The sequence below is a fragment of the Aeromonas molluscorum 848 genome (assembly GCF_000388115.1).
GTDB lineage: Bacteria > Pseudomonadota > Gammaproteobacteria > Enterobacterales > Aeromonadaceae > Aeromonas > Aeromonas molluscorum.
In genome coordinates this window covers 1-10474 of the sequence record NZ_AQGQ01000142.1, presented here as the reverse complement: position 1 = coordinate 10474, position 10474 = coordinate 1, and the positions used below count along the sequence as shown (strand labels likewise).

Annotated in this window: 8 protein-coding genes and 1 pseudogene; 3 read left to right on the top strand and 6 right to left on the bottom strand. The window is 61.7% G+C overall.

The window, feature by feature from the left end; all coding sequences use genetic code 11:
- Positions 1–26 precede the first annotated feature (26 nt).
- Together ycaO and sugE are read right to left on the bottom strand one after the other, a co-directional pair.
- Entirely contained in the window at positions 27–1787 is a 1761-nt protein-coding gene (gene ycaO / locus G113_RS15925; protein ID WP_005906871.1) for a 30S ribosomal protein S12 methylthiotransferase accessory factor YcaO, read from the bottom strand.
- 254 nt (positions 1788–2041) lie between these two features.
- Entirely contained in the window at positions 2042–2356 is a 315-nt protein-coding gene (gene sugE, locus G113_RS15920) for a quaternary ammonium compound efflux SMR transporter SugE (RefSeq protein WP_005906869.1), read from the bottom strand.
- A gap of 361 nt (positions 2357–2717) precedes the next feature.
- Here sugE and asd point away from each other — a divergent pair, with 361 nt between their 5' ends.
- Entirely contained in the window at positions 2718–3833 is a 1116-nt protein-coding gene (asd, locus tag G113_RS15915) for an aspartate-semialdehyde dehydrogenase (RefSeq protein WP_005906868.1), read from the top strand.
- A 142-nt stretch (positions 3834–3975) separates the two neighbouring features.
- Here asd and G113_RS15910 read toward each other — a convergent pair whose 3' ends face one another.
- Entirely contained in the window at positions 3976–5139 is a 1164-nt protein-coding gene (locus tag G113_RS15910; RefSeq protein WP_005906867.1) for a trans-sulfuration enzyme family protein, read from the bottom strand.
- A 104-nt stretch (positions 5140–5243) separates the two neighbouring features.
- Positions 5244–6371: an isopenicillin N synthase family dioxygenase gene (locus G113_RS15905; RefSeq protein ID WP_083940403.1), complete on the bottom strand. Its 1128-nt coding sequence runs from the start codon at positions 6369–6371 to the stop codon at positions 5244–5246.
- 301 nt (positions 6372–6672) lie between these two features.
- Between G113_RS15905 and G113_RS15900 the strand changes: the two genes are divergently transcribed.
- Positions 6673–8010 carry a GGDEF domain-containing protein gene (locus G113_RS15900; protein WP_005906865.1) on the top strand — a complete coding sequence of 446 codons (1338 nt, stop codon included), beginning with the start codon at positions 6673–6675 and terminating at the stop codon, positions 8008–8010.
- An 85-nt stretch (positions 8011–8095) separates the two neighbouring features.
- Here G113_RS15900 and G113_RS15895 read toward each other — a convergent pair whose 3' ends face one another.
- Positions 8096–8734, bottom strand: coding sequence for an NAD(P)-dependent oxidoreductase (locus G113_RS15895; protein WP_005906864.1), 639 nt, complete (start codon positions 8732–8734; stop codon positions 8096–8098).
- Positions 8735–8835: 101 nt separating this feature from the next.
- Here G113_RS15895 and G113_RS15890 point away from each other — a divergent pair, with 101 nt between their 5' ends.
- A complete protein-coding gene (locus G113_RS15890) occupies positions 8836–9738 on the top strand; it encodes a LysR family transcriptional regulator (RefSeq protein WP_005906861.1) in 903 nt (300 codons plus the stop codon).
- A gap of 87 nt (positions 9739–9825) precedes the next feature.
- On the opposite strand, the pseudogene folD reads toward G113_RS15890, so the two are convergent.
- A pseudogene (gene folD, locus G113_RS15885) lies at positions 9826–10474 on the bottom strand (bifunctional methylenetetrahydrofolate dehydrogenase/methenyltetrahydrofolate cyclohydrolase FolD); the annotation flags it as partial.

The window sequence follows — 10474 nt, the reverse complement described above, 5'->3', positions numbered from 1 at the left end:
GTCGTCGTTTTTTATGGGGTATGAATTTACTGCCAGTTGAAGTTGCGTTTGGCTTTTTGCAGCTTCTCGTAGGCTGCTAGCAGCTTCTGATGCAGCGGGAACTGGCTGAGGGACTCATCGGCCGTCTCCAGCCCGTGGAAGCGCGCCTCGCCAGTGGCATGGGCCCAGGCCTGCGCCAGGGTCTGCTCACCATACATACGGGTGAAGACGGCTTTGTACTGCTCGGGCTCGCGCTCTTCGTCCAGGAAGAGTTCGACACAGCTCTTGAGGGCGCGATAGTAGTTGGCGCGCTCCGGGCTGAACACCGACTGGTTGTACTCCATGGTCCAGTTGATGAGATCCAGCGCTGTTTCCAGTTCGCCAGCAGCCAGGGCCAGCATGGCCTTGAGCTCGCCGATGCGCAGGGTGTGCAGGGCGGTGCCCTTGGCGGCGGCGATGCCGAGCAGCTCGCGCACCCGGGTACGTTCGTCGTGACCTTCCTCTTCCAGCTGGTCATAGAAGGCCATGTACTGTTCGGCATCCCATGCCAGGGAGGGCAGGGCCAGGATCACTTCCCGCAGGTTGGCGCCCATGTTGTTGTTGGCCATCAGCAAGTCTTCGGCCGGATAGATGTCTGACATGCCCGGCACCAAAATACGGCAGGCGTAGACGTCAAGGTGCTCGTAGTCGGCGATGTAAACCGGCTGCTCCAGCTCGTGGAAAATGCCGATCAGGTGATCGAACTCCTCCTGGGAGGTGCCACGGAAATCCCAGTCGGCAAATTCAAAGTCGGACTCCTCTTTGAACAGATCCCAGCTGATGAGGCCGGAAGAGTCGATGAAATGGGTCTCCAGGTTGTGGTGATCCGCCACCTGCTCGTTATCAAAGGAGGGGGCGACGAACACATCCAGATCTTTCAGACCACGGCCTTGCAGCAGTTCGGTCACGGTACGCTCGAATGCCACTTCGAAGCGCGGGTGGGCACCGAAGGAGGCGAAGCTGGTGCCGTTGCTCGGGTTGAGCAGCACCACGCAGATGACCGGATAGCGACCCCCCAGCGAAGCATCAAAGCTGTAGATGGGGTAGCCTTCGGCTTCCAGTGCGGCGATGGAGGCAGCAATGCCGGGATAACGGGCGATCACCTCGTTCGGGATCTCGGGCAGGCTGATGGCCTCGGCGATGATCTTGTTCTTCACGTGGCGCTCGAACACCTCGGACAGCCCCTGGGTGCGGGCTTCCGTCTTGGTGTTGCCGGCGCTCATGCCGTTGGAGACATAGAGGTTGCCGATGATGTTCATCGGGATAAAGACGGTCTGGTGATCAGACTGACGCTCGAATGGCAGGGCGACGATGCCGCGCTCCTCGTTGTTGGATTGCAAGTCCACCAGCATGTCGGCGGTCACTTCCCCTTCCGGGTTGTAGAAGTGGCGGGTGAAGTCATCGAGCAGGCCAGCCGGGAAGTGATCGCCCTCGATCGGGAACCACTTCTCGTTCGGGTAGTGCACGAAGTCGCCATTGGCTATCTGTTTGCCCAGATAGAAGTCGGCGAAGAAGTAGTTGGTGGAGAGGCGCTCGAAATATTCACCCAGGGCCGAGGCCAAGGCGGCTTTCTTGCTGGCGCCTTTGCCGTTGGTGAAGCAGAGGGCGCACTCCTTGTCCCGGATGTGCACGGACCAGACGTTGGGCACGGGGTTGAGCCAGGAGGCCTCTTCGATATCAAATCCCAGGGCCTGCAGCTTGGTCTGGAACCGCTCGATGGAGTCTTCCAGCGCCGCGTCCTTGCCGGGTATAAAAGTGTGGTCTGTCATCACAATGTCCTGATTTTATGGGCTCATGTTTTGGCCGCAGATAATAGCAGGGGTTGCGCCATTTGGCAGGCAAAAACGGTGCTAAGTGGCCCGGGCAGGCGGCGATAAAGCGGGGCTGATGCCCTCGGGTGAACGGGGCTGTTCGACCAAGGGCGCGTGATTGGGCATGGCCCGGTGCGGGGACGATAAGCCGGTGGCGTTACCGCCAGACTGAGGCGGTGCCCGGCTTGGCGGACACAGCTTGTCAATGATCGTCAACCGATGGCTTTGAGACCCAGGATGCCGCCGATGATGAGTGCGAGGCAAAACAGTCGCGCCGCCGTGGCGGGCTCGCCAAACAGCAAGATCCCCATCAGCACAGTGCCAACGGCGCCGATGCCGGTCCAGACCGCGTAAGCGGTGCCCAGGGGCAGATGCCTGACCGCCATGGCCAGCAACAAGACGCTAACCCCCATGGCGGCGAGCGTCAGCAGGGTAGGAAGGGGGCGGGTGAAACCTTGGGTGTATTTGAGGCCAATGGCCCAGGCAATCTCGAACAGGCCGGCGACGAGCAGCAATATCCAGGGCATGAACATCTATCCATCAGGGGGCAGGGTCGTCCCTGCCAGCGGTCAGGCAGCGGGGTCGTCCCCGCCGGGCGCGATGGCCGTTGGACTCATCTTGCCAGAGCGGCATCGGCCTTGCCAAGGAGTGGGTGGGGTTCCCGGGGCGCACCGTCGATTGATATTGCAGCAAACGGCAGGGATTATTGCGCAAATCGACTTGCGTCCCTCGCCACAATCCGTAATGTGGATAGACACATTTTTCGCAGCAGAATTTTATCGAGCCAAGATCTGAGTGACGCCAGCTTAGGCGTCAGGAGGCACATGCCTTCCAGGTCGGAACGATAGAGGATCCGCACTATTAAGCCGTTATCCAGGGTAGGACATTATGAAAAAAGTAGGTTTGGTCGGTTGGCGTGGCATGGTGGGCTCTGTCCTGATGAGCCGGATGCAGGAAGAGCAGGATTTTGCGCACATTCAACCCACCTTCTTCACCACCTCCCAGGCCGGTGAGGCCGCCCCCAATTTCGGCGTCGATGCCGGTCTGCTTCAGGATGCCTTCAACATAGCGGCGTTGGCCGAGCAGGAGATCATCATCACGGCCCAGGGCGGCGACTACACCAAGGATGTCTATCCGCGCCTGAAAGCCGCCGGTTGGCAGGGTTACTGGATTGATGCCGCGTCCTCTTTGCGCATGGAAGAAGATGCCGTCATCATCCTGGATCCGGTCAATGGCGATGTGATCACCCAGGCACTGGATGCCGGCACCAAGACCTTCGTCGGTGGCAACTGTACCGTCAGTCTGATGTTGCTGGCCCTGGGCGGTCTGTTCAAGGCGGATCTGGTGGAGTGGGTGAGCGTGGCTACCTACCAGGCGGCCTCTGGTGGCGGCGCCCGTCATATGCGTGAGTTGATCACCCAGATGGGGATATTGCGTGATGAAGTTGCGGTCGAGTTGGCGGATCCCGCTTCTGCCATCTTGGACATTGAACGCAAGGTCACCGAGAAGACCCGCTCCGGCGACTTGCCGGTGGACAACTTCGGTGTGCCTCTGGCTGGCAGCCTGATCCCCTGGATAGACACCAGGCTCGACAACGGCCAGAGCCGGGAAGAGTGGAAGGGTCAGGCCGAGACTAACAAGATCCTCGGCATCGAAGCTGCCCCGGTGCCGGTCGATGGCCTGTGCGTACGCATCGGCGCCCTGCGCTGCCACAGCCAGGCGTTCACCATCAAGCTGAAAAAAGATGTGCCGCTGGCCGAGATCGAAGCCCTGCTGGCCGCCCACAACGACTGGGTCAAGGTCATCCCCAACGAGCGTGACATCAGCGCCCGCGAACTGACCCCGGCTGCCGTGACCGGCACCCTCAACATACCGGTTGGTCGTCTGCGCAAGCTCAACATGGGCCCGGAATACCTGGCCGCCTTCACCGTCGGTGATCAGCTGCTGTGGGGCGCGGCCGAGCCGCTGCGTCGCATGCTGCGCATCCTGCTGGCCCGAGGCTAAGGGATAACCACCGCGCGTCGCCGGGCTCAGCGCGATAGCCGTTGACCATTAGTGCGTTAAACGAGAAGGGAAGGCATCAGCCTTCCCTTCTGCTATCTAGGTTTGGCTGGCATGTCGCTGAACCATCACCCTAGCCGCAGGCTCAGTGCTGGCCCAGAGCCGATGCCAGATCGGCAATCAGATCATCGGCATCCTCGACCCCAATGCTCAACCGGATCAGATCCTCGTTGACCCCGGCGGCCACTCGGCTGGCTTCGTCCATGGCGGCATGAGTGGTGCTGGCCGGATGACAGGCCAGACTCTCCAGATCCCCCAGGCTCACCGCCTGTACAAATAGTTGCAACTGATCGAGCAGGCGTGCACAGCGGGGGAAGCCCCCCTCCAGCTCTATGCTGATCATGGCGCCGTAACCTGTGGCGATCTCTCCCAGCACCCCATGGCCAGGGTGATCGGCGAGTCCCGGGTAGATCACCTTTTTGACAGCGGGGTGAGCTGCCAGGAACTGGGCCACCCGCTGAGCGTTATGCAGATGCGCATCCAGGCGCAGCGGCAGAGTCTTGACGCCCCGTTGCAGCAAATAAGCCTCCTGAGGCCCTATGGGGGAGCCCAGATGCTTGAGTGCCACAGTGCGGATGCGCGCCATCAGCTCATGGCGCGCGGCGACCACCCCGGCGATGATGTCGCCGTGGCCACCGAGATACTTGGTGCCGCTGTGCATGACGATGTCGACACCCAGTTCAAGGGGGCGCAGCAGATAGGGGGTAAGAAAGGTGTTGTCGCAGACGCTGAGGGCACCTACCTTGCGTGCGGCTTCGACCACCATACGGGGATCCACCAGCTTGAGGGTTGGATTGGTCAGGGTTTCGAACAGTACCAATTTTGTGCCCGGGTTGATGTTGGCCAGCAGATCCCGGTCGCTGTCATAGCCGGTGATACGGATGCCGGCGCGACTGAAGGTCTGCTTGAGGAAGGCCTCAGTGCCACCATAGAGCGGACCGACATAGGCCACCTCGTCCCCGCTATCGGCCAGGGCATAGAGGATGGCGCTCACCGCGGCCATGCCGCTGGCAACCACCAGCGCCTCGTCTGCGCCCTCAAGGGCTGCGAGTTTCAACTCCAGCTCGGCGGTCGTGGGGTTGGCAAAACGGCTGTAGATGTAGCCAGGGGCCTGACCCGAAAACCGCTCCTTGCCAGCCTGGGCCGTGAAATAGCTGAAGGTACTGCTCTGATACAAAGGGGTCGTCAGGGCGCCGGTCTGGGGATCGAGCCGTTGGCCGCTGTGTACGCTCATGGTCTTGAATTTCATCATCTCTCCGTCATGGCCAGTGGGCTGGCCTCTTATTGTCCTGGGCGCGGCGGCGCCCCGGGTGAATGGTATAGGTACCCTGCCGTTGACAGGGCACCAGCCGGTTATGAGGGGGGGCCTGTCGGGGCGCTCGCCGTGGCCAATGGGGTGGCATAGTGGCGGGCCGCCACGTCCGGGTGGGAGCGCAGTCGTCCCTTGAGCACGTTCTCCCCCACCTGATAAAAGAGCGGGTTGTCCGGATCGCTCTGAAGGCCTCTGGCCTCGGTCGCGAGCGCCGGGGGCAGTGTCAGCAAAGGCACTGTGGCATCGAGGCGCGCCGCCATGAAGAAGGCACAGGAGAGGCGCGACACCCCGGGGGGTGGAGTGACGACCCGATGCAGGGTGGCCTTGAGGTAACCGTTTGAGGCTAGCTCCAGGAGTTCACCAATGTTGACCAGCAGGGCGCCAGCGCGAGGCGGTGCAGGTGTCCACCCTTGCTCGGTCAAGACTTCGAGCCCACCGTGACTATCTTGCAGCAGTAGCGTGAGGTAGCCGGGATCCTTGTGGGCGCCCACCCCCTGACCGTCCCCCTCATGGCGGCCCGGGTAGTGGATGAGCTTGGTATGACGGTAGGGGAGCGGGCTCAAGCTCTCATCGAAGACATCGGCAGCTTGTGCCAGGGTTTCGGCGAAAGAGCGGATCAGGGTCAATCCTACCAGGGTCAACTGCGCCTGCCAGCCCAGCAAGGCTCCCCTGAGTTCGGGCAGGGCCGAAGGCCACAGATTGGGCCCCTGCAGGCGTTGCCAGGGCTGGTGCAGCAAGGCATCGGGCAGGCAGGGCTCTTCGGCCATGATGTCGAACTGTTCACGCCAGTCCGGGCGAGCCCGGGTCAGCTCGGCCCCAACCCGGTTGTAACCGCGAAAGTGGGGGGAGTGCACCATCTGCACCGCCTGTTTCTGATGGTCGTCCAGGGCAAAGAGCCGGGCCGCCAGAGCCAGTAGTTCGCTCTGCTGGCCCAGATCCAGCCCTGTGTTCTCCAGATAGAAGAAACCGGGGTCGCGCGCCGCCCGGCGCAGTGTCATGAGCGCCTGCGTCCTGTGCGGGGCACCCGGCAACAATTGACCGTAATCCAGGATGGGCAGTGCGCTGGTGGGCTCTGCGGGATCCGTTGACCCACTCCCTTGTTGCGCCAGAGGAGCGGGCGCGGTGCTGGAAACATGACGTGCGCCATGCTGGGGGGAAAGCAGTAACATGAGAACCTCCAACCTGGATCCTGAGGCAACATCCTCGCAAAACGAGGTGTCATTTGGGTTGGAGGAATGCTATCCCTTCGGCTTGGGATGACAAAACAACAAATAATTCTTAGTTATAGACAAAAATCGAAATAGAGTTCGGATTAGTTGCGTAAATGCTGTTCTCTAGCGAAACGAAACCACTCTTGGCTTGGCGTCGGACGCTCGCTCCCTTAGTATCGAGGCTCATTTGCTACGCTTGGAGCTTGCCTTGACTATTGATCCCGGGCCTGCCAGTCCCTCATCTCTGTCTGGATCACGAGTGGGCCGCGAGCTTGTCTCCTTGACCTGCCTGCTGCTGATCAGCGCCCTGCTCACCTGGATCGGGGTGTCGGCGCGAGGTGGCAGCAGCTTTTCGCTGCTCTGGCCCGCCAATGCCGTCCTGGTTGGTATCTTGCTTCGCTACTATCCCAGGGCTGGCTTGGTGCATCTGCTGGTGGCCCTGCTTGGTTTCCTGCTGGTTGATGCCTGTTATGGCACGCCCTGGCGCAAGAGTCTGTTGCTCAACGGCGCCAATATTCTCACTGTTGCCATCGCCTGGCTCAGCCTGCGCCGCCAGGGACTGGGCCCCGAAGGGCTGATCAGCGCCACGGCCATCCCCAGGCTCATGCTCCGTTGCCAACCCGCCATCCTGGCCGGGGCCCTGTGTGGGGGAGCCGCCGTGGTCTGGCTTGGCAGCTCGACCGGCTGGAAGAGCACCATCATGTGGTACTTGGCCGAGCTGATTAACTTCTCGGTGTTATTACCCAGCCTGCTGACCCTGCCGGGCTCCTGGCGGCAATGTCGCCGGGAAATGTGGCGTGATCGCCGCTATCTTGTCCCGGCACTGCTCTTTCTGCTGCTGGTACTCCTGCTCGACAAGCATCTGGGGGGCCCGGGTCTGCTGGTGCTGCCGGTGCCTGCGCTCATCTGGCTGGCACTCTCTGGCAATCGTTTCTTCACCTGTCTGGCTACCTGCGCCGCTTCTCTCTACATGTTCACCGTGCTCGATGATCAACTGCTGTATCAATGGAGCAAGGATGCGGCCACCGTCTATTCGTTTCGCACCGGCATCTCCATACTGGCCCTGAGTGCCATCACCACGGCCTGCGCCGTGGCCGAGCGAGATCAGTTGTTCGCCCGCTTGCAGCAAGTGGCGAGTCATGATCATCTGACCGGGGTGCTCAATCGCGGCGCCTTCAGTGAGGCGACCGAGCAACGACTGGCTCGTGAAGGGGGTGGCCTGCTGCTGCTTGATGTCGATTTCTTCAAGAAGATCAATGATGAACACGGTCATCCCACAGGGGATACTGTGTTGGTGCAGTTGTGCCAACGACTGGAAGAGTTGTTGCCACCCCGGGCTCTGCTCGGACGCATGGGCGGGGAAGAGTTTGCGGTCTTGCTTGCGCCGGGGGAGGAGAGCGAACTGGCAGATCAGGCCGATCGCCTCATTCAAGGGGTGGCTGATCGTCCCCTGGCGCAGGCAATGCGGGTCACTATCAGCGGTGGCTTGCGCCAGGCCGCTCCAGGGGAGAGCCTGAGTGAGCTGCTGGCCGACGCCGATCTGGCGCTCTATCGCGCCAAACAAGCAGGACGCAATCGCTGGTGTCGGGCGACATGAGCGAGCTTGCCTGATGCAAGCAGAGTAGGGGGGCCATGGCCTCCCTACTCTTTTATTGAGCGCATATTGCGCCCCATGGGCTGGCTCAGTAGCCCAGGGTGAAGCGCTGGCGTAGATGGACTGGTTGCTCGGCCTCATTGAGGATGGCATCGGCCAGATCGCCGACGGTGATCTCGGCCGGTTTATCATCCAGGAACAACACCTGATCGCCCCCCAGCCGGTATTGGCCAGTGCGCTCGCCCGGCACCAGCATGACGGCCGGGGAGACGAAGCGCCAGTCGAGTTCAGACTCGCTGCGCAGTGCGCTGAGCCCATCGCGAGCCGCCAGGGCCCCCTGTCGCCATTCAGCCGGAAATTCAGGGGTATCGACCAGCTGGATCCCGGGGGTGACTTCCAGACTGCCGGCCCCGCCGACCACCAGCAGCCAGCCTGTTACCGCCTTGGTCGCCTGCACGATGGCGGCGGCCCCTTTGAGGTATTGCTCATAGATGTCCGGGGTGGCCCAGCCAGGGTTGTAGGCGCTGATCACGCGATCGTGACCGCTGATCGCCAAAGCCAGTGCCTGGGGATCCTGAGCATCCACTCCTAGCACCTGGAGTTGCGGATGGGGAGCAAGTTTGCTGGTATCGCGCACTATGGCAGTGATGCTGTGACCACGGGCAATGGCTTGGTCCAGGACGGCACGGCCGACAAAACCAGTGGCGCCTATCAGGGCAATCTTCATGGGAAACTCTCCTGCGCTATTAAGATAGGGCTAGCCTACGCTTCCCTGTGTGATTAAATAATCCAGTAGAATGTTCATTCACTAATAAGCAGGACTTAATAATGGAGCAGCTTAGACGCTACGCCATCTTCGCCGCCGTGGTGGAAGCGGGGACCATGACGGGGGCAGCCAAGGTCCTTGGCATGACGCCCTCGGCAGTGAGTCAACATATCAGCCAGCTCGAGACCCTGCTTGGCCTCACCCTGTTGCACCGTTCCACTCGCCGTCTCGACTTGACCGAGGCGGGGGAGGTGGTGTGGCAGGGCTGTCAGTCCCTGCGCCAGACCCTGGCCCAGACAGAGCTGCGGCTTGGGGAAGTTCGCGACAGCCTGATGGGGGAGGTGAGGATAACGGCGCCCGTGGGCATGGCGGGCCTGCCTCTGGTCCAGGCAATATCCCCCTTGCTGCAAGCTCATCCCGGCTTGCGCCTCATCATCATCGCCGATGACGAGAAGCGTGACCTGCTCAAAGAGCGCATCGATGTGGCATTGCGAGTCGGCACCCTGGCCGACTCAAGCCTGGTGGCGCGCCATCTCGGCGAGACGCGCATGCTACTGTGCGCTTCTCCTGCCTATTTGGCCCGGCGTGGGGTGCCGACTCGCCTTGCCGAATTGACGAGTCATGACTGGCTATTGGCGGATCTGCCCGGGGTTGGTTTGACCCTGCCGGATGAGCAGGGCATGCCGCAGCAGCTGCGGTTCTCGCCCAGGGTCCTGTGCAACAATGTGTTGCCCCTGCGCCAGTTTGCCCTGGCGGGGCAGGGAATTGCCTTGCTGCCCGAGACCGAAGTGGCAGACGATCTGGCGCAGGGATACCTGCAGGAGGTGCTTCCCGGCCACAGGATGGCGGCCATGGCGCTGCATGCCATCACGCCCGAGCGCGAGGTCTCTCACAAGGTGCGGCGGGTATTGGCGGCGTTACAGGATCATTTTGGGCGCAGCGCCGAGGTTCGCCGACGGAAGTGATGCGGCGGAGCGGTTGGCAGGGGAGAAGACGTTGGAAAAAGAGAAGGCAGGCCTGGGCCTGCCTTCTGTCACTCAGATCCTGCGGTCTTAGCTGTGGTAGTCGCGGCAGGCGATCAGGGTGTTTTCCATCAGGCTGGCCACCGTCATGGGACCGACGCCGCCCGGAACCGGAGTGATAAAGGCGGCATGGCTGCGGGCGGTGGCGAACTCGACGTCACCCACTAGGCTGCCATCGGCGAGGCGATTGATGCCCACATCGATCACCAGGGCACCCGGCTTCACCCACTCACCCGGGATAAAGTTCGGTTTGCCGACGGCGACAACCAGCAGATCGGCGCGGCGAACCTGGGTCTCCAGATCCTGGGTGAAGCGGTGGCAGGTCGTAGTCGTGCAACCGGCCAGCAGCAGTTCGAGGGTCATGGGGCGACCGACGATATTGGATGCCCCCACCACCACGGCGTGCAGACCATGGGTCTTGACGCCGGTGGCTTCGATCAGCGTCATGATGCCCTTGGGGGTGCAGGGGCGCAGGGCGGGAATACGCTGTGCCAGTCGGCCGACGTTATAAGGGTGGAAACCATCGACGTCTTTGTCGGGACGGATCCGCTCCAGCACCTGGGTGGTGTCGAAGTGGGTGGGCAGCGGCAACTGTACCAGGATGCCATCAACCTCGGGGTCCTGGTTCAGCTGGTCAAATCAGGGTTAGCAGCTCGTCCTGACTCGCCTCGGCGCTCAG